This is a genomic window from Paenisporosarcina sp. P4_B8 (assembly GCF_056402175.1).
The window spans coordinates 1-19,682 of the sequence record NZ_JBFUHX010000024.1 but is presented as its reverse complement, the minus strand read 5'-3'; the positions used below and the strand labels follow the sequence as shown (position 1 = coordinate 19,682).

Annotated in this window: 18 protein-coding genes, 2 rRNA genes and 1 riboswitch; of the genes, 1 reads left to right on the top strand and 19 read right to left on the bottom strand. The window is 42.8% G+C overall.

The genetic code is table 11. From position 1 onward, the window contains the following. Window positions 1-92 precede the first annotated feature (92 nt). The 3 genes from AC1DSK_RS16020 to AC1DSK_RS16010 are packed head-to-tail and all read right to left on the bottom strand — an operon-like array spanning window position 93 to window position 3,249. The gene (locus tag AC1DSK_RS16020; protein ID WP_016429416.1) at window positions 93-428 is read right to left on the bottom strand and encodes a YerC/YecD family TrpR-related protein; all 336 of its coding nucleotides are present in this window, start codon (window positions 426-428) and stop codon (window positions 93-95) included. A 27-nt stretch (window positions 429-455) separates the two neighbouring features. Then, window positions 456-1,502, bottom strand: coding sequence for a DUF3048 domain-containing protein (locus AC1DSK_RS16015; protein WP_477547317.1), 1,047 nt, complete (start codon window positions 1,500-1,502; stop codon window positions 456-458). Window positions 1,503-1,515: 13 nt separating this feature from the next. Then, on the bottom strand, window positions 1,516-3,249 hold the full coding sequence (locus tag AC1DSK_RS16010) for an adenine deaminase C-terminal domain-containing protein (RefSeq protein WP_477547316.1): 1,734 nt from the start codon (window positions 3,247-3,249) through the stop codon (window positions 1,516-1,518). A gap of 115 nt (window positions 3,250-3,364) precedes the next feature. Between AC1DSK_RS16010 and AC1DSK_RS16005 the strand changes: the two genes are divergently transcribed. Further along, entirely contained in the window at window positions 3,365-4,018 is a 654-nt protein-coding gene (locus AC1DSK_RS16005) for a YgaP-like transmembrane domain (RefSeq protein ID WP_477547315.1), read from the top strand. Between the two features lie 436 nt (window positions 4,019-4,454). Here AC1DSK_RS16005 and purD read toward each other — a convergent pair whose 3' ends face one another. The 16 genes from purD to AC1DSK_RS15925 form a co-directional block, all read right to left on the bottom strand. After that, entirely contained in the window at window positions 4,455-5,711 is a 1,257-nt protein-coding gene (gene purD / locus AC1DSK_RS16000) for a phosphoribosylamine--glycine ligase (protein WP_342542931.1), read from the bottom strand. Between the two features lie 15 nt (window positions 5,712-5,726). Then, window positions 5,727-7,262 (bottom strand): bifunctional phosphoribosylaminoimidazolecarboxamide formyltransferase/IMP cyclohydrolase, encoded by a 1,536-nt coding sequence (gene purH, locus AC1DSK_RS15995; RefSeq protein ID WP_477547314.1) that lies wholly within the window; start codon window positions 7,260-7,262, stop codon window positions 5,727-5,729. A 100-nt stretch (window positions 7,263-7,362) separates the two neighbouring features. After that, window positions 7,363-7,935 carry a phosphoribosylglycinamide formyltransferase gene (purN, locus tag AC1DSK_RS15990; RefSeq protein ID WP_342542929.1) on the bottom strand — a complete coding sequence of 191 codons (573 nt, stop codon included), beginning with the start codon at window positions 7,933-7,935 and terminating at the stop codon, window positions 7,363-7,365. Beyond that, on the bottom strand, window positions 7,925-8,989 hold the full coding sequence (purM, locus tag AC1DSK_RS15985; RefSeq protein WP_477547313.1) for a phosphoribosylformylglycinamidine cyclo-ligase: 1,065 nt from the start codon (window positions 8,987-8,989) through the stop codon (window positions 7,925-7,927). Before purM ends, purN begins: the two co-directional genes overlap by 11 nt. A gap of 12 nt (window positions 8,990-9,001) precedes the next feature. Then, a complete protein-coding gene (gene purF, locus AC1DSK_RS15980) occupies window positions 9,002-10,423 on the bottom strand; it encodes an amidophosphoribosyltransferase (protein WP_477547312.1) in 1,422 nt (473 codons plus the stop codon). Then, window positions 10,399-12,630 carry a phosphoribosylformylglycinamidine synthase subunit PurL gene (purL, locus tag AC1DSK_RS15975; RefSeq protein ID WP_477547311.1) on the bottom strand — a complete coding sequence of 744 codons (2,232 nt, stop codon included), beginning with the start codon at window positions 12,628-12,630 and terminating at the stop codon, window positions 10,399-10,401. Before purL ends, purF begins: the two co-directional genes overlap by 25 nt. Then, on the bottom strand, window positions 12,614-13,300 hold the full coding sequence (gene purQ, locus AC1DSK_RS15970; protein ID WP_016429427.1) for a phosphoribosylformylglycinamidine synthase subunit PurQ: 687 nt from the start codon (window positions 13,298-13,300) through the stop codon (window positions 12,614-12,616). The genes purL and purQ overlap by 17 nt, the downstream gene beginning before the upstream one ends. Further along, entirely contained in the window at window positions 13,297-13,551 is a 255-nt protein-coding gene (purS, locus tag AC1DSK_RS15965; RefSeq protein WP_477547310.1) for a phosphoribosylformylglycinamidine synthase subunit PurS, read from the bottom strand. The genes purQ and purS overlap by 4 nt, the downstream gene beginning before the upstream one ends. Next, window positions 13,548-14,264 carry a phosphoribosylaminoimidazolesuccinocarboxamide synthase gene (purC, locus tag AC1DSK_RS15960; protein WP_016429429.1) on the bottom strand — a complete coding sequence of 239 codons (717 nt, stop codon included), beginning with the start codon at window positions 14,262-14,264 and terminating at the stop codon, window positions 13,548-13,550. The genes purS and purC overlap by 4 nt, the downstream gene beginning before the upstream one ends. Before the next feature lie 14 nt (window positions 14,265-14,278). Then, window positions 14,279-15,574, bottom strand: a complete 1,296-nt coding sequence (gene purB, locus AC1DSK_RS15955) for an adenylosuccinate lyase (protein WP_016429430.1) — start codon at window positions 15,572-15,574, stop codon at window positions 14,279-14,281. A gap of 12 nt (window positions 15,575-15,586) precedes the next feature. Further along, window positions 15,587-16,711, bottom strand: a complete 1,125-nt coding sequence (gene purK / locus AC1DSK_RS15950; protein WP_477547309.1) for a 5-(carboxyamino)imidazole ribonucleotide synthase — start codon at window positions 16,709-16,711, stop codon at window positions 15,587-15,589. Then, window positions 16,708-17,196: a 5-(carboxyamino)imidazole ribonucleotide mutase gene (purE, locus tag AC1DSK_RS15945; protein WP_016429432.1), complete on the bottom strand. Its 489-nt coding sequence runs from the start codon at window positions 17,194-17,196 to the stop codon at window positions 16,708-16,710. The genes purK and purE overlap by 4 nt, the downstream gene beginning before the upstream one ends. A 201-nt stretch (window positions 17,197-17,397) precedes the next feature. Next, window positions 17,398-17,498, bottom strand: a riboswitch (purine riboswitch). A 96-nt stretch (window positions 17,499-17,594) separates the two neighbouring features. Beyond that, window positions 17,595-17,783: an NETI motif-containing protein gene (locus AC1DSK_RS15940; protein ID WP_477531621.1), complete on the bottom strand. Its 189-nt coding sequence runs from the start codon at window positions 17,781-17,783 to the stop codon at window positions 17,595-17,597. Further along, window positions 17,780-18,322: a DUF2179 domain-containing protein gene (locus AC1DSK_RS15935; RefSeq protein ID WP_036660252.1), complete on the bottom strand. Its 543-nt coding sequence runs from the start codon at window positions 18,320-18,322 to the stop codon at window positions 17,780-17,782. The genes AC1DSK_RS15940 and AC1DSK_RS15935 overlap by 4 nt, the downstream gene beginning before the upstream one ends. A gap of 990 nt (window positions 18,323-19,312) precedes the next feature. After that, a 5S ribosomal RNA gene (gene rrf / locus AC1DSK_RS15930) occupies window positions 19,313-19,428 on the bottom strand. Window positions 19,429-19,493: 65 nt separating this feature from the next. Then, window positions 19,494-19,682: ribosomal RNA gene (locus tag AC1DSK_RS15925) — 23S ribosomal RNA — on the bottom strand; the annotation flags it as partial.

Genomic DNA, 19,682 nt, shown 5'->3' with positions numbered 1-19,682 from the left:
TATTAATCCGCATCGTTCTCGTATTATTCGGATTTACCCATTTTTACCCAATAATAAAGGACCACTCGGATGTGAGTGGTCCCTGTGATGGTTTATTCGTTTGAATTTCCGTACTTAGGAAATTGAAAAGGTTTTTCGTCAGGATATAGCCTGCCTAGCATTTCATCATATGTATCGTTCCCGTAATCGAAACAACGACGCACGCGAGAAATGGTAGCCGTGCTGGCTCCAGTCTCATTTTTAATCGTTTCATATGTTTTCTTTAGTCGTAATAAATGAGCCACTTCAAAGCGTTGAGATAACGATTGAATTTCACTTATAGTGCATAAATCATCAAAAAATCGATAGCATTCTTCAATGTCTTTTAATTCTAAGACCGCTTTAAATAACTGATCCGTTTGATGACCGCGTATTTTATCTACTTGCATGGTTGTTACCTCCTTTTCGAAGCATTTTTAGGGCGTAAATGTAACCATTTGGTCAATACCGGGGTTTGTTTTCACTAAATGAATCCAGCTTTTTCCTGGAACGAGTTTAGCGGGTTCACCATTTTCCATTGGCACTAGCACACCATCTATTTGTTGCCATTCGATTTCTTTCATCATACCTGCTTGGAATAAGTAGCCTTTGCCACCCGATTTTAAATCGAGTTGTTGTCTTCCTGCGCCATCAATTGTTTGATGGTCAACTTCAAAAAACATTACATTAGCTAAGCTGATCTCTTCGTCAGTCTCTCTATCTATCGTGACAATCCCTCCAGAAGAACGAGAGTATTGTTGAGTAAGTGTATCATATGAATACACATGGTGGAAGTCTTCACTCCCGCCATAGCGGACATCAATCATTGATGCAGGAGTACCCAAAGGAACATCTTCGACTGAATCATAGAATGCCAGGTTCGGAATTTTTTCGATTTCTTGTCGGGCACCAACTTTGTCCATTCCTTCGATGACATGTTCACCTGTAATGTACGAATTGTGAGGTGCTACACGATCTTTGGAACGTAAAAATAGGGAACCGTCATATTGCATGCCATTGATGTTGTCCACATCTCCTGTAGTTAACATCAGTCGCGCTTCCGGGCTATAGCCGTGTGCCACGTAAAAGGCATCGAGACCGGATGCAATTTCAATAAAGTAATCACGTGCACTTCGGACCGGTCCAATTTCATTAGGCAATTCGCTTTGATACAATGCAAGCAAACGTGTCACGTTTCCTTCTGCCACCATTTCATAAACAATATCTGCACTTGCAAGTCCCGATTGTGGTCTTGCTTTCGGGTGATTATTGATTGTGACCAGCACAGGACGTTTCGTGAATTCTTCTTCGGAACGTTCACCCGAATAAGGTGCAGCAAAAGGTAAGGTTATCACTTCTTCGTCTTCATTATCATCTGTCGTTTCATCCTCGTTTGGATTTTCTGCGTCGACTGTATTTTCTTTATCTTTAGAACAACCCGCAATAATAAGCAACAAAACCATCATAAACAGCCATTTCTTCATTTCTCCGAACCCCCTAAGATCTCATGAATGAAGGGAACAACACTGATTTTTTCATGACATCATATATGCCGCGTTGTGTAATGCGGACATATGGTAAATGAGTCGATTGCAAAAATAGCAATGTGTAAATCGCATCACCATGTGTATACCCTCGTTCGTTCAATGCTTTCTTCAAAAACAATTCCCGCTCAATCAAATCTTCCACTTTTTCATTTGATAGTCCTCCACCTATTGCCAGTGGAATGTGTGCAATGACTTCACCATGTTCAACGAGCACGATGCCGCCTTTCATCCGCTTCATTTCATTGAAAGCTACTAACATATCTTTATGGTTTTTACCTATTAGAATAATATCTCCTGTATTCGAGTAAGACGAAGCAAAGCCCTGCACAGAAGTCGCAAAACCTTTAATCATCGTGTTGACACGCCACTTACCATCGCGGTCAATTAACATCAGATAGCTCTCATCATGATCAGAACTTAAGCTCGACTCACCAGTGTGAATCGATACACTATATGGCTTCGTGATCACATCATTAACCATTTCAATTCCAAAAGGCATCGAGAACTGAAAGTCCCCATCATGCAAATCAAACGGCAATTCCAAATCACCTAATACGGACCAATCGATTGTCGGCAGCTGTTGCACTTGCTTGCCGTCTCTCTTCAGCCATACGCCTTTAGACAGCACGCTTACAGGGACAGGATTTCGCTCGTTTTCCAAGAAGTTTAAAGAAGCTAATCTTCCTGTGGCAATAAATCCATGCAGACTGGTCATGTTGTAATAACGGGCTACATTATAGGATGCCATTTGATAGGCATCAATCGGTTTCACTCCTGCATCCAGTGCGACTTGAATGCATTTATCCATGACGCCATCGATGTGGAAAGAAGGTGTCGAACCGTCCGTTGTCATCATCAAATGATCAAAAACATCCAGTCCTTTTTCCACAATTCCTTTTAATAAATGAGGTAAATCAGGACGAATCGACGAATGTCTTAACGTCACGGCATAACCATGCAACAACCGTCTTTCCACTTCTTCAACTGTCATGGCTTCGTGGTCACCGTCGCTACCTAGCAATTTCATGCGCGCCAATGTTTTGTCAGAAGCACCAGGTAAATGGGCTTCTACTTTTTTGCCTTTTGTTTTAGCCGATTGTAACCAGTACAGCATTTGGTCATCACCTGCTAGCAACCTTGGCCATGCTGTCAATTCTCCGCCCATCAATACGTCCGGACGATCCAACCATTCACCGATGGATTTCGTCGTAAATAGTTCATCTTCATTTTCAAGCTCAGTTTGTGAATCAAATCGGGCCCACCAATAAAATGAAAACGGCAGTTCATTCAATTGATCCAATAGTGTAAACGCTTTCTTGTTTTTCAACAAAAGAAAGAGTATAAGATTGTCTGATAGAAACGTAGTTGTACCTAATTGTGCTGCATAATCAGCAAATGATTGGGGATGATAAAGTTGAAATGGATGAACATGAGGTTCGATATAGCCCGGCACAATCACCTGTCCAGTTGCATCAATTATTTCTGCGTCAGTTGTTTGAACAGGCATATCAGGACCTGCATACACAATGCGGTCTTTTGCAATCCAAATGTTGCCTTCAACCCATTTTTTCAGCACGCTATGTAAGTATGTCGCATTCACAATAATTTTATCGGGACTCGTTTTTCCATCAATCATGCTTAATTGGTGGCGGATCTCCCCTATTTTCCACAACGGGTGTTGCATGGTATCCACTCTCCTTTCAAGACGGGTATCATTTTTTTATACTAGCATACCGACTTTGGAAAATACAGACGGTAAGACCACTTTTTTGAAAATTCAGATAGGAGGAAACACGAAAATGTCACAAACGCAAAACCTTAGCACACGTAACGCACTGACCAGACTTTCACTCGGACTTAGTATGCTCGCTTATGGTACCGCTAAACTCGCCCGCAATCCCAAATGCAACAAAGGTCGCATGATGGTTGCATTCGGTGCTATGAAAGCTGCAGAAGGAACGGTCAAGTTCTGTCCAATGAAAGCCATGATTGAAAAACAAAGCATGATGGGACAAACCGGAAATACCCCAGAAATCGGAAAATTGATGAAGGATTTCGCTAGTCAAGGTATGTCGGGTCAATCGGGTTCTGGTTCAAATTCTGCTGCCGGTTCTGCAACAGGTTCTGGGACTGGTGCTACTACTGGTGCTGCCGTTGGAAACATGGTGAAGGACCTCGCTAGTCAAGCTATGTCGGGACAAACAACATCTGGTGCTGGTGCAAAAGCTGGTGCTGGTGCTGCCGTTGGAAACATGGTGAAGGACCTTGCCAGTCAAGCTGTGTCGGGACAAACAACATCTGGTGCTGGTGCAAAAGCTGCTTCTGGCACTGGTGCTACTAATGGAGCTGCCGTTGGAACAAAGGTGAAGGACCTTGCTAGTCAAGCTATGTCGGGACAAACAACATCTGGTGCTGGTGCAAAAGCTGCTTCTGGTTCTTCCGAAAATAAATAAAGGATTTTTCTGGGTAAGGCATGTCGCCGGTGACGAATTGAGGTAGTAAGTGAATTTTATTCCTCTTCGCTAGAGGGTTATACATTTTGGCGGATTGTTTATTCCCTATTGTTTATTCCCCTTCGCGGTCACTATATTCCCTCTTGTAGTTTGTTTATTCCCTTTCACCCAATTTAATGAAAAAAAGACTGTCCTTAAGTTTATGAACAATTCGGTGCTACACCAAGCTAAAGAAAACATTAATAGACAAGCTCAAAATGCATAACTGCATTTTGAGCTTTTTTTATGTTATACACTTTACCGTAACATGCGGTGCTGAAATTCAGTCGCTCGTATGAAGATGAAAAAAATATAATGTCTTGGCATCTCACATATTGAAACATACCACTCACAAAAAAAGGTTATCCTCAAATGACTTAAGGATAACCTTTTCCGATTATTTCAACGCACGCCAACCAATGTCGTTTCGATAGAAAAATCCATCCCACTTCAATTCAGCAAAAGCGTCATATACTTGTTTTTGAGCATTAGCCAGAGAGTCTGATTTCGCTGCGACCAAAATTACGCGGCCCCCATTGCCAACGAAGCGACCATTCACTTCTTTCGTGCCCGCATGGAAGATCTGTAAATTTTGATTAAGCTTTTCTAAGTCAGGCAGTGTCGCCCCTTTTTCAACCATTTCAGGGTAACCATCTGCGGCTACTACTACACCAAGCATCTCTTCATTCGACCATTCCAATTCATATGGTTTTTCATCGAAAAGTGCGTTCATGAATTCACCGAAATCTGAAGCCATACGTGGTAACACGACTTGTGTTTCTGGATCACCAAAACGAGCATTGAACTCAATGACTTTCGGTCCATCCTCAGTCAAGATTAACCCGGCATAGAGAATACCAGTAAAAGGTGTTCCTTCCGTTGCCATCGCTTCAACAGTAGGTGCCACAATCGCTTCAAATGCTTCCTGAACGATAAGCTCCGAAATGTGAGGGACAGGTGAATAAGCTCCCATGCCGCCAGTATTCGGTCCACGGTCACCGTCATACGCACGCTTGTGATCTTGGGCGATGACCATCGGGTAAATCTGGCCGTTATGAACAAAGGACATATATGAGAACTCTTCCCCGTCGAGGAATTCCTCAATGACCACGCGAGATGATGAATCACCAAACTTTTGGTTACCAATCATGTCTTCCACGGAATTAAGTGCTTCCTCCACAGTCATGGCAACAACCACACCTTTACCTGCAGCGAGTCCATCCGCTTTTACCACAATTGGTGCACCCATTTTCTCGATATAGGCTTTGGCTTCTTTGACGTCTGTGAACGTTTCGTAAGCCGCCGTTGGAATACCATATTTCTTCATTAGTTCTTTGGCAAAAGATTTACTACCTTCGATTTGTGATGCCGCTTTCGTAGGCCCGAATATACGCAGACCTTCTGCCACGAAACGATCGACTATTCCAGCAGCCAGTGGTTGTTCAGGTCCCACAAACGTAAGATCGATAGCATTTTCCTGAACGAAAGCAACCAGCATATCAAATTCAAGTGCTTCGATTGCCACACAGGTCGCATCTTCTCTCATGCCATCATTACCTGGTGCAACGAACACTTCAGTTACAGATGGAGAGTTGTTGAATTGACGTACAATAGCGTGTTCACGCCCACCACTACCAATAACGAGTACTTTCATTAAGTTCTCCTCCTCTTAGTGTTTGAAATGACGTACGCCTGTAAACACCATAGCAATTCCGTATTCATTTGCTTTCGCAATTGAATCTTCGTCTTTTACAGATCCACCTGGTTGAATAATGGCGGTGATTCCTGCTTTAGCAGCTGTTTCAACGGTATCATTCATAGGGAAAAAGGCATCTGAAGCAAGTGATGCACCTTGTGCTTTTTCTGCCGCTTGCTCTAACGCAATCTTAGCAGCACCGACACGATTCATTTGCCCAGCTCCAACGCCAAGCGTCATTTGTGCATCTGTGACAACAATCGCATTGGATTTCACGTGTTTTACGACACTCCATCCGAGCTTCAGTGCTGCCCATTCTTCTTCCGTAGGTTCACGGTCCGTTACGACGCGGACGTCCGCTTGTGCGAAACCATGAGCATCAGGTTCTTGCATCAACAAGCCACCCTCGATTGAAACGGTATTCCATTTATCCTTTTTGTTTTGTTCAAAAGGAATTGTTAGTAAACGGATATTTTTCTTTTTCGTCAAAATCTCCAAAGCCTTATCAGAGTAAGAAGGAGCAAGGATGATTTCAAGGAAGATATCTGAAAGTTGTTCCGCCGTTTCGGTATCCACTTCGCGATTTAAGGCAACAATGCCACCAAAAATGGACATACTGTCTGCTTCGTATGCTTTGCCAAATGCTTCAGCAATGGTTTCACCAATTCCGACACCACATGGATTCATGTGTTTGACAGCGACAGCAGCCGGCAGCTCAAATTCTTTAACGATTTGAATGGCTGCATTGGCATCCTGGATATTGTTGTAGGAAAGTTCTTTCCCGTGTAGTTGCTGTGCAGAAGCGATGGAGAAATCCGATCCTAGTGCACGTTGGTAGAACGCTGCTTTCTGATGTGGATTTTCTCCATAACGAAGCGGTTGTTTCAATTCATATGTAAAGGTAACTTGTTCGGGAAATTCTTCACCTGCAAGGTCAGTTAAATAGCCTGAGATATACGCATCATAAGAAGCAGTATGACGGAAAACTTTTGCTGCCAGACGACGACGCGTTTCAATCGTAGTTTTGCCAGCTGCTTTCAATTCTTCCAAAACAGCCGGATAGTCCGCTGCATCTGTAATGACAGTTACATAAGCATGGTTTTTCGCAGAGGCACGCAACATTGCTGGTCCACCGATATCAATGTTCTCAATCGCATCGTCAGCTGTCACATCCGGTTTTGAGATCGTTTCACGGAAAGGATATAAGTTTACACAAACAACCTCGATTGGCTCGATGCCATGTTCATTCATTTGTGCTTGATGGTCGGCATCATCATGCTTGGCAAGAAGGCCTCCGTGAATCATAGGATTAAGCGTCTTCACACGACCACCCAATATTTCAGGGAATCTCGTTACTTGATCGACAGGTGTAATGGCTACTCCATTTTCCTGCAAATACGCTTTTGTTCCACCGGTTGATAGAATTTCATACCCTAACGTCTCTAGTTCTTTTGCGAACTCAAGAATTCCTGATTTATCTGATACACTGATAAGCGCACGTTTTGTCATAGAAAATCCTCCTAATTTGGAAAAGCGTAAAGTGCCACTCTAGCGCTGCACTGGCGCTGGAAGAATGGCCCCATTTTCTGAAGCTTAATCCTGTGGCCCTCTACCGGCTAAATAATTGATGCAACGTTTTTGTATAGAGTTCATGTTCGACCGCATGTATAAGTTGTTCTGTTTTCTCACGGTCACCCTCTACTACTTCAACCGCTTGTTGCGACAGAATTGGGCCCGTGTCCATCCCTGCATCTACATAATGTACGGTCACGCCGGTTACTTTGACGCCATGTACCAAAGCTTGACCGATGGCATCTTTGCCAGGAAATGAAGGCAATAGTGAAGGATGGATGTTGACGATGCGGTTCGTAAAGGCATTCAGCAATGTATCGCCGATTAAACGCATATAACCAGCCAACACCAACCATTCTACCTGAAGCTCCTTCAGTTCCTGTAAGATGGCTTCTTCATATTCAACTTTCGACCCAAAATCTGACGGTCGGAAAGCCACAACGTTTACACCAGCTGTTTTAGCTCGTTCCACCACAAAAGCTTGTGGCTTATCTGTAACGACAGCCACGATGTCAGCATGTAACTGACCAGCTCTTGCTGCGTCCACGATGACTTGAAAATTACTCCCACTTCCGGAAGCAAATATCGCCACCTTTGGCTTACTGTTCATCGTTCAGGCTCCCGTCATGAGTTCCATTAAATTGAACACCTTCACCTGCTACGACACGACCAATCACGTACGCATTTTCACCGTTTTCTACTGATAGTCGAATGGCTTGTTGCGCTTGTTCTTCAGGAAGAGCAATGACGAAACCAATGCCCATATTGAAAACATTATACAAATCACGGTCTTCCAGAGACCCTTTTTCTTTCAACATTGAAAACACTGGTAATACTGGCCATGAGCCCAGTTTGATTTCGACACCAAGACCTGCGGGCATCATGCGGGGCAGGTTTTCATAAAAACCTCCACCTGTTACGTGTGCCATGCCGTGCACGTCCAGCTGTTCATGAATGGCAAGAACCGGTTTAGTATAAATTTTTGTCGGTTTTAATAATGCTTTCCCAATACGGCCCAAATGTTCGTAGCCTGCAACTAAGGAATCTATTTCATACCCTTGATCGGCAAAGACAATTTTACGCACAAGTGAAAAACCATTTGAATGGATACCACTGCTAGCAAGTCCAACAAGGACATCACCCGGTTGAATCTTTTCACCTGTTACGATATTCGATTTCTCAGCTACCCCTACGGCAAACCCAGCAACATCGTATTCATCTTCTTCATAAAGACCAGGCATTTCCGCTGTTTCTCCACCGATAAGTGCGGCTCCAGCTTGTACACAACCATCTGCTACACCTTTGACAATTTGCTCAATCTTTTCAGGCTTTGCTTGTCCAACAGCTAAATAATCTAGGAAAAATAAAGGTTCGGCACCTTGAGCCACGATATCATTGACACACATTGCCACGCAATCGATGCCGATTGTATCGTGTTGATCGGTCATAAACGCCAATTTCAATTTAGTCCCCACGCCATCTGTGCCCGAGATTAAAACAGGTTCTTTGTAGTCGAGTGATGACAGGTCAAACATCCCACCGAAACCACCGAATGCCCCCATTATGCCTTTACGAGCTGTACGATCCACATGAGATTTCATTCGCTTTACAGCCTCGTAACCTGCTTCAATACTTACGCCAGCTTGTTCATATGCCTTTGACATCCATGTCGCCTCCTATCGAGCCAATTCTTTTTGGTGCGGTAAAATGGTATCCGGGTATATTTCAGTCGGATAATTCCCTGTAAAGCAAGCAAGACAATGTCCAGCTTCAGGACCTTCATCCGTTCTTCCGATTGCACGAACCATTCCTTCAACTGACAGGAAAGTAAGTGAATCTGCCCCAATCAATTCTCTTATTTCTTCAATGCTATTGTTGGATGCAATTAGTTCTTCAGTTGAACTCGTATCTATCCCGTAGAAACATGGATTTTTAATAGGCGGAGAACTAATGACAACATGCACTTCCGTTGCTCCCGCTTCTTTTAACATCGTTACAATACGTCTAGATGTCGTACCACGGACGATTGAATCATCGACCATAACAACACGCTTGCCGTTTACCACTTGGCGAACTGGCGACAGCTTCATTTTAACACCACGTTCACGCAAGTCCTGTGAAGGTTGGATGAAAGTACGACCGACATATCTATTTTTGATCAATCCTAATTCATACGGAATTCCCGTAACTTCAGAAAATCCGATTGCTGCTGAAATACTCGAGTCAGGTACACCTGTTACGACATCTGCATCAATTTGTATTTCTTTTGCCAGTTCTTTCCCTAAACGCTTACGTGCCGTATGAACGTTAATGCCATCAATATCCGAATCGGGACGTGAGAAGTAAACATACTCCATTGTACAAATCGAGCGTTTTGCAGGGAATGCAAAGCGTTCAACACGTAATCCTTCATTATTGATAATCAAAAACTCACCTGGTTCCACAGAACGGATACATTCGGCACCAATGATATCGAATGCACAAGTTTCCGAAGCAACTACCCAGGCATCACCCAGTTTTCCTAAAGACAATGGACGCAAACCGTTTGGATCGTTTGCGACAATCATCTCGTCTTCCGTCATCATGACGAAGGCAAAAGCACCTTTAAGTAGGGATAATGCATTCTTCGCGCGTTTTTCAAACGTCGAATAGCCACTTTTTTTAATTAAATGAGCCAATACTTCTGTATCTGAAGAGGTCTGGAAGATGCTTCCCTGACGCTCTAAGTGTTGTTTTAAATGGTTCGCATTTACGAGATTACCATTATGGGCAATCGCAAGACTGCCAGTTGTCGAGCGGAATAAAAGAGGTTGCACATTTTCAATACCACCGCCGCCTGCAGTTGCATAACGTACATGTCCTACCGCACCATAGCCTTGCAAATGATCAAGCTTGCCTGCACTGAATACTTCATTAACAAGCCCTTCTCCTTTGACCGCTTGAAGCGAATGACCATCCGTTACGACAATCCCCGCTCCTTCCTGTCCACGATGTTGAAGTGCATGCAATCCGTAATACGCAATCTGTGCTGCATTTGGGTCACCCCAAATTCCAAAAACGCCACACTCTTCGTTTAATCCTCTGAGTTCAGCAAGCATGGAATTGCTCCTTTCCAAGCAGATCGGAATTCCTCAACAGTTCCTGACACCCACTCTTCGCCATGTTCATTACGAATGATGACGGACGTATCTGATGTAACCGTTCCAATGTTCACTGCATCTTTTACGATTTCTTCGAACGCTGCCGCATGTTGTGGTTTCACTGTCACGATGAAGCGAGATTGTGATTCACTGAATAAAGCTGTGGTAGCCGAACCTGAAATAGTTACGTCCACACCAAGGTTTTGTACTCCGAAAGTTTTTTCAGCCAATGCAACGGCGAAGCCACCTTCTGCAATATCGTGAGCTGATGCCACAAAGCCTGATTGAATTGCTTGCAACAAAGCGTTTTGACGAGTTACTTCCACATCTAAATCAATTGAAGGTGCTTGGCCAAAAATACGACCTTCCACCATTTTTTGAAGTTCACTGCCACCAAACTCAGTCATCGTTTCACCGATCACGTAAACCAAGTCACCAGCTTCTTTCACATCTTGTGTTGTTACATGTGATAAATCTTCAACTAATCCAACCAAGCCGATAGTAGGTGTTGGATAAACAGCTACTCCACTGCGCTCGTTGTATAGTGATACGTTCCCGCCGATAACAGGAGACTCAAGTGCCAAACACGCCGCAGCCATCCCATCAGCCGATTTCTCCAATTGCCAGAAAATCTCTGGTTTTTCTGGATTTCCGAAGTTTAGACAATCCGTTATCGCCAAAGGTTTAGCTCCTGAACAAACAACGTTACGTGCCGCTTCCGCAACCGCAATTTTCCCGCCAGTTTCCGGATCTAGATAAATGTAGCGTGAGTTACAGTCTGTCGTCATCGCAAGTCCTTTATTTGTTCCTCGAACTCGAACGACTGCTGCATCCGAACCTGGTGCTACTACTGTACTCGTACGTACTTGGTAATCGTATTGATCATAAACCCATTCCTTCGAAGCAATGGTTGGTTGTTTCAATAAGTTAATGAGCGTTTCTTTATAATCAGCGACTTGAGGTTCTGCGTTTTCCATCGCTTGATATTCTGTGTAATAAGCAGGCACACTTGATGGTTTATGATAAACCGGTGCTTCTTCTGCCAACGCATCTGCCGGGACGTCTGCTACGACTTCACCTTTATGAAGCAAACGAAGCATTTTATCGTCTGTTACATGACCGACTGCGACTGCATCCAAATCATATTTTTCAAAGAGCTCCACGATTTCCGCTTCGCGTCCTTTTTTCACGACAATCAACATACGTTCTTGTGATTCTGACAACATCATTTCGTAAGCTGTCATTCCTGATTCGCGTTGAGGAATTAAATCCAGATTCATTTCTACACCGAAGCCAGCTTTGGAAGCCATTTCAGCTGATGAAGAAGTTAATCCTGCAGCACCCATGTCTTGAATTCCTACAAGGGCGTCAGATTTTACAAGCTCCAAACATGCTTCAAGCAAAAGCTTCTCCATGAAAGGGTCGCCTACTTGAACGGCCGGACGTTTTTCTTCAGAAGTTTCACTTAACTCTTCCGATGCGAATGTCGCTCCATGAATTCCGTCGCGACCTGTTTTTGCCCCTACATACATAACGGTATTGCCAACACCAGAAGCGACACCTTTTTGAATATCTTCATGATTGATCAATCCCACACACATGGCGTTTACCAATGGGTTTCCTGCATAGCAGTCGTCAAACTGAACTTCTCCACCTACTGTCGGGATGCCGATGCAGTTCCCGTAGCCTGCAATTCCTGCAACCACTTCTTCAAACAAATAACGAACGCGTGGACTTGTCAATTCCCCAAAGCGCAATGAGTTCAGCATCGCAATCGGACGGGCTCCCATTGAGAAAACGTCACGGATGATTCCGCCAACACCAGTTGCCGCTCCTTGGAAAGGCTCGATCGCAGATGGATGATTATGTGATTCCATTTTGAAAACCACAGCTTGTCCATCCCCGATATCCACGATTCCAGCCCCTTCACCAGGACCTTGAAGTACGCGAGGACCAGTGATTGGGAACTTACGTAAGATTGGTTTCGAGTTTTTATAAGAACAATGCTCCGACCACATAACTGAAAACAATCCTGTTTCCGTATAGTTCGGTTGACGTCCTAAAATGTTTTCGACCATCTCAAACTCTGAATCAGATAAACCCATTTGGGCATATAGTTTCTGTTCTTTAATTTGCTGAGGATTTGGTTCAAGCATGACTGACATGAGATTCCCTCCACTGTTTAACGATAGATTTGAATAACGCTAATCCGTCTGTACCACCAATTAGTTCGTGCACTGCACGCTCTGGATGTGGCATCATACCCAAGACATTACCTCGTTCGTTGATAATCCCTGCAATGTCTTCAACACTGCCATTTGGATTGTCGTTAGTATAAGTGAAAACAATTTGATTGTTTGCTTTTAATGAAGCAAGTGTTTCTTCATCACAACTATAGTTTCCTTCGCCGTGCGCGATTGGAACTTGAATCACTTGGTCTTTTGCATATTCAGCTGTAAACATGGTGTTGTTATTGACTACTGTCAAATCAACGGTACGACACATAAACTTCAAGTTTTTATTACGTAGCAAAGCACCAGGAAGTAAACCCGCTTCGGTTAAAATCTGGAATCCATTACAAATACCAAGAACTGGTTTACCAGCATCAGCCGCTTTTTTCACTTCACTCATAACGTTAGAGAACTGAGCAATTGCACCGCATCGCAAGTAATCTCCATAAGAGAATCCACCTGGTAGTAAAATGCCGTCATAACCACTTAAATCTTTCGTATCGTGCCACACATATTCAGCTTCTTCACCAAGCTCGTCTTTAATTGCATGGTACATATCTAAATCACAGTTCGATCCTGGGAATACGAGGACTGCAAATTTCATTTGCTTACAGCCTCCTCGACATCGTACCGATAATCTTCAATTACTGTGTTTGTTAATAATTTTTCACACATCTCTTTAACTACCACGTCTAGCTTTCTTTCAGAATCATCCACTTGAATTTCTAAGTACTTTCCAATACGAACATCTGCAACTTCGTTATAGCCCATTGTATGCAGAGCTCCCATTACGGCCGAACCTTGTGGGTCTAATACACTTTCGCGAAGCGTTACATAGATTTTTACTTTTTTCATTGTGTGATTCCTCCTAGACGGGATAGTATGATTTCGTATGCGTCCGTTAATTGACCTAAATCTCTGCGGAACACGTCTTTGTCCAGCTTTTGTTTTGTTTTTTCGTCCCATAAGCGGCACGTATCAGGTGAAATTTCATCAGCTAGCAATACATTGCCTTCATTGTCCCGGCCAAATTCTAGTTTGAAATCCACTAAAATAACACCGATTTCTTTGAAGAATTGCGTCAATATCTCGTTTACTTGTAATCCCTTATCATAAAGAGCTTGTACTTCTTCTTTAGAAGCGATGTTCAAAAGTTCGATGTGCTCTTCAGTAATGAGAGGATCACCAAGTTCGTCGTCTTTGTAGTAGAACTCGACGATAGGGCGTGCGAGTTCTACTCCTTCATCCAGTCCGAGGCGCTTAGCTAAACTGCCCGCTGCGACCTGGCGAACCACGACTTCGATTGGAATGATGTCAACTTTTTTCACTAATTGCTCATGATCGGATAATTGCTCAACGAAATGAGAATCAATACCTGCAGCTTTCAATTTTTCAAACAGTAAAGATGTGATTTGGTTATTCAACGTACCTTTTCCTGCGATTTCAGCTTTCTTTTCTCCGTTAAACGCAGTTGCACTATCCTTGTATTCCACAAAAAGAATATCTTCTTTGTCTGTTGTATATAATCGTTTCGCCTTACCTTCATACAAAAGCTGACCTTTTTCCACGTGTATTCCCCCGATTAGTTTAGTCCGAGACGTTCGAAAATCATATCGACATGTTGGATATGGTAGTTATAGTCAAAGCAATCGTCCAATTCTTCTTTAGACAATTGAGAAGTAATGGTTTCGTTCTGTTCAACGACACCACGGAAAGCAATTTGGTTTTCCCAAGCTTCCATCGCACAAGGTTGAACTGTATCATACGCTTCTTCACGAGCCATTCCTTTGTCAATCAAAGCAAGAAGAACGCGTTGTGAGTATATCAAACCGAGTGTGCTGTCCATGTTACGTTTCATATTGTTTGGGAATACCGTCAAGTTTTTTACGATGTTTCCGAAACGATTTAGCATGTAGTTTAAAGCGATTGTTGCATCCGGTAAGATGACACGCTCAGCTGAAGAATGTGAAATATCACGTTCATGCCACAAAGACACATTTTCATAAGCAGTCAACATATATCCGCGAATCAATCGTGCAAGACCAGTCATGTTTTCAGAACCAATCGGGTTACGTTTATGTGGCATAGCAGATGATCCTTTTTGACCTTTTGCAAATGATTCTTCCACTTCACGTGTCTCCGATTTTTGCAGTCCACGAATTTCAGTTGCAAACTTCTCTACAGACGTTGCAATCAATGCCAGTGTGCTCATGTATTGTGCATGGCGGTCACGTTGCAATGTTTGTGTCGAGATTTTTGATGCCTCGATTCCTAAGTTTTCACAAACATATTTCTCTACAAATGGATCGATGTTTGCGTATGTTCCAACTGCACCAGACATTTTGCCTGTTTCAATTGATTTTGCAGCTGCTTCAAAACGTTCTACGTTACGTTTCATTTCTTCATGCCATAAGGCAAGTTTCAAGCCGAATGTCGTTGGCTCCGCGTGAACACCATGTGTACGTCCCATCATGACCGTGAATTTATGTTCTTTTGCTTTATTGGCCAAGATTTCAACGAAATTGTTCAAATCTTTACGAAGGATTTCATTTGCTTGCTTGATGATGTAAGAAAGAGCTGTATCAACTACATCTGTTGAAGTCAGTCCGTAATGTACCCATTTACGCTCATCGCCAAGTGTTTCAGATACTGCACGTGTGAAAGCAACAACATCATGACGCGTTTCTTCTTCAATTTCTAAAATGCGATTAATATCAAATGAAGCATTAGCACGAATTTTCGCTACGTCTTCTTTTGGAATATCGCCAAGTTCAGCCCATGCTTCACATGCCAAAATCTCAACTTCCAACCATGCTTGGTATTTGTTTTGTTCTGTCCAAATTGCTCCCATTTCAGGGCGAGTATAACGTTCTATCATATAGTTCTCCTTCTATTCCGACCAAATGCCGGAATGCTCGATTTCTTGTAGCGTTTGATTTATATCGTTTGTCAAAATGGTCACATGCCCCATTTTACGTTTTGTTTTCGCTTCTTCTTTGCCGTATAGATGAATGGACCAGTCTGGGTATTTAGAGATCGCGTTTGATAAAGGAACAACGTGTTCTCCAAGTACATTGACCATGACCGTCGGTTGATGCAGGACAGGCTTCCTTAGAGGCCATCCGCAAATTGCACGCACATGTTGATGAAACTGTGATATCGTACTACCTTCTATTGAATAGTGTCCTGAGTTATGAGGACGTGGCGCCAACTCGTTAATCACAATCGTGTCATCTTTCAGCACAAACATTTCAACTGCCAAAGTGCCGACTAACTGTAAATGATCAGCAATTTGTTCTGCCGCTTCTGTAGCTTGTGTCAGAATCGATTCAGTTACACGAGCAGGTACAATCGTTTCGTGTAAAATATGATCTTTATGAATATTTTCACCTACAGGCAAGCAATAGGTTTCCCCGTTTCCATTACGCTGTACGATAACTGAAATTTCTTTAACGAATGGCACGAACGCTTCCGCAACACACGCACCATGATTGAATAATGGTTCCGCCAGTATTAAATCGGCTTGCGATTCGAGCTTCACTTGACCTTTGCCATCGTAACCGCCGTATGCGGTTTTGACGATACAAGGGAAACCAACTTCATTAATACATGCTTTCAGTTCCACAATACTTGTCGCAACTATATAATCTGCTACCGGTACACCAGCCTGACAAATTTCAGCTTTTTCTGTAATTCGGTTTTGTGTTATACGGACAAGTTCTGCCCCCTGAGGAATATAAGCATATTCAGCTAAACGCTTTAGTCCTTCATAATCAATATTTTCAAATTCGTACGTAATGACATCACTGACATCTGCTAACTCTTCTAATGCCGTCTGGTCATTATAAGGTGCAACAATTCGTATATCCGCGATTTGACCGCAAGGCGATTCCATACTTGGATCGAGCACTGCAATTTTGAATCCGGCTTCCTTGGCAGCCAACGCCATCATTCGACCTAATTGACCTCCACCAATAATTCCGATTGTTTGTCCTGGTGAAATGGTTTTGATCATATGAGGTCACCGTTGCTTTCAAATACTTTGTCCTTCGTCGCTTCACGTCTTAAGTCTAAATTGTGTGCTAAGGTTTGATCGGTCATTGCTAGCATTTGAGCAGCAAGCAATCCTGCGTTCGTTGCTCCAGCTTTGCCGATAGCGACTGTCGCAACAGGAACGCCACCTGGCATTTGAACTATGGATAGTAACGAATCAAGGCCATTCAATGCTTTTGATTGAATAGGAACCCCAATAACCGGTAACGTAGTTTTCGCTGCAACCATACCCGGTAAATGTGCGGCTCCGCCAGCTCCCGCAATAATCACTTGAATTCCTCGTGTTCTTGCTGACATCGCATACTCAAACATTAAATCTGGCGTACGATGCGCCGACACCACTTTTTTTTCATAAGGGACTTGAAGTTCATCTAATATGTCACATGTATGTTTCATTGTTTCCCAATCACTTGAGCTTCCCATGATCACGCCGATTTTTGCATTCATCTGAAATCGCTCCTTTATAGAAAAGCTTAAAGCGCTACACTAGTTTGACAACGAGCAAGTACTTGAAGCTAGACATTATTGACAAAAAGTCCCCAAATAAACTGCTCACTATGCATGAAAAGCAGTTTACTTGAGGACTTAAAGAAAAGGGGTTATGAACGGCTGACATATACATATGCAGACTCACATCCTTATTTTCATCCAAAAGTTGCTTTCCCGCATAGTCCGGTCATTTACGGTGACCTGGTAGAGACGCTAAAGCCAATTCTTTAGCATATATGGGGATTATCGTTGTTCTTATTCATATTTTAACAACCATTAGGACTCGAGTCAACGCAAAAATGCGAACGATAAATTTTCAGAAAACAATATCGTTCGGTTTTTCGCCAGTTTTTAGGTTATTCAGAGATGTACGTACCTTTAAATTGGATGATTTGACGAATTGGGACGATTTCTCCATTCACTTCTTGGAATATCGGCTCTTCCCTTCGCCCTGTTGGCATATATCCTTCAGTCTGCATACGTTTTAAACAGTCATCAATGGTTTCATTCTCTGCAACTTCAAACCATACAGTCTTTTTCTTCATTTAAATAGTTTTCCTTTCCTTACCGTTTTAACCCAGAATCCACCATGAATGGTTTTCGGCTCATAAGCAATAATGAATGCTTTTGGATCAAGCTCTTTTATCGTTGCATACAGTTTCAATTCATATTTTCGGGGAGTCAGGATTTGCATCGCTTTACGGTTACCTTCAAGACCATTCGCTTCCCAATCAGTTACTCCATATCCTTTATCACGTAAAAGGCGTGGCAAGGTACGATTTTCTTCAGTCGTAATTACATTTACCGTAATATAACCAAGGGCCATCTTCTCTTCTATTTTCGTACCAACAAGGACCCCAGTTCCATACCCAACTGCGTAGGCTATAAGGTTTTGGATCTCATTCAAGTTATCCAATACTAATCCAAGACCCACAACATATATAACCACTTCAATGGTGCTAAGAAACGCTGCAAAATAACGATAACCCTTCAACGTCATAATCATGCGCACTGTAAAAAACGAAACATAGACAATATTTATAGTAAATATGATTAATACCATCAAAAGTGCATCATTGCTCATAATAAACTTCCCTTCATGAAAAAACATTAAGCCCCTATCTTATTAGAGAACCCTTTAGAATACAAGAAATTTTGCGGAATTTCTGTAATTGACATTAAAACAAAGCTATTTACTGTTAAAGCGAAAAGCGACTGATATGCTAGGAAGCTATTTGAATTTCACTTATATTAAATTTGCCCTTTAATGAAAAGATGTAAACTACTTTTAGTTAGTAAGCCATCCAGTCGCTTTGAACCAGCTGATTCAAATGGATGTTCAAGAAAATACCATCAAATAGAAGAGAGCCATGCACGACCGGCAGAATCTCCACCATTYAGGGGTTTGTGATAGTCGATTGTCTCATAACCCAAGTTAAACAGTCGGGGGAAACATGCTCGTTCGCTTAAAATCAACAGTTGTAAATTTATCAATCAAACTGGAGATTTATCGTGCAGATTGGATACTTTATCGCTCAAACTAGAGATTTATCGTTCAAATCGAAGCATTTATCGCTCAAACTCATCTCACGAGCAAGTTTACTTGCTGAACCAACACCGTCTTTTAATGGACTTTCTATATGTGATCCTTCTCCAACAGAAAAGAGACGTGCAGCGTCAGCGGAATGGCTCCCATTTAGGGGGGTGGGGTTTAAAACATGGCTATAAAACTCTTAATGGTCTTGTTTCCGCTACGCTCCTGTTAAAACCCTTAAAGAACAACACAAAAAAACCGATACCTCGGAAGGTACCGGTTTCTTACTTTGCCTAGCGACGTCCTACTCTCACAGGGGGCGCCCTCAACTACCATCGGCGCTAGGCTGCGAAAGACGATGAACGGTAGATTTCTTCGTCAACCGCAGGTCTTCGAGTCTCGCGTATATTATACGCTCCGAGTCTCATCCCTTCGTTTCCTCGAACTCTTTGTTCCTCCTCTTTCTCGCACACCTTCGTACTAAGCTTAGAATACAAAACAAAAAAACCGATACCTCGGAAGGTACCGGTTTCTTACTTTGCCTAGCGACGTCCTACTCTCACAGGGGGAAACCCCCAACTACCATCGGCGCTAAAGAGCTTAACTTCCGTGTTCGGTATGGGAACGGGTGTGACCTCTTTGCCATTATCACTAGACTTTTTTGAGTGTTTGTTCACTCAAAACTGGATAAACGGGTCATTGAAAACCATTCAAATTCATTTTGGTTAAGTCCTCGATCGATTAGTATTCGTCAGCTGCACACGTCACCGCGCTTCCACCTCGAACCTATCTACCTCATCGTCTTTGAGGGATCTTACTTACTTGCGTAATGGGAAATCTCATCTTGAGGGGGGCTTCATGCTTAGATGCTTTCAGCACTTATCCCGGCCACACATAGCTACCCAGCGAA